General features: G+C 52.5%; 1 protein-coding gene. It reads left to right on the forward strand.

The genetic code is table 11. The annotated features are described in order from the left end of the window. On the forward strand, nt 1-290 hold a 290-nt coding region (locus tag PH558_RS34080; RefSeq protein WP_285208567.1), incomplete at its 5' end, for a hypothetical protein. Between the last annotated feature and the right edge of the window lie 232 nt (nt 291-522).

Raw genomic sequence — 522 nt, forward strand, 5'->3', positions numbered from 1 at the left:
GGTCGGAACAGGAGAGCGCACGAGGGAGCTTCCAGGGGGAAACGCCTGGTATCTTTATAGTCCTGTCGGGTTTCGCCACCTCTGACTTGAGCGTCGATTTTTATGATGCTCGTCAGGGGGGCGGAGCCTATGGAAAAACGCCAACGGCGCAGCTTTTTCCGGGTTCTCGTTTTTTGCTCACATGTTTCTTTTGGCTTTATCCCCTGATTCTGTGGATAACCGCATCTCCGCTTTTGAGTGAGCAGACACCGCTCGCCGCAGCCGAACGACCGAGCGTAGCGAGTCAGTGAGCGAGGAAGCGGAATATCGCTAGGCTTATCTTCGGCACCGTACACGCTATAGCTGCATTTCTTAATACGATGCAGGATAGGGCGAACGCCGCAAAATGACGTCACCTAACGTTCTAAAGTAGCGGACAGGAAATGTTTTGTGTCCACCGCCATACTGGCTTATTCACAAAACAGCGGGAAAAGATGTGTCTTTGGAGTACCGCCCGAACTCCAAAACGCTATGATCAGGCTC

It is taken from the genome of Rhizobium pantanalense, from assembly GCF_030182525.1.
Taxonomy (GTDB): Bacteria; Pseudomonadota; Alphaproteobacteria; order Rhizobiales; family Rhizobiaceae; genus Rhizobium.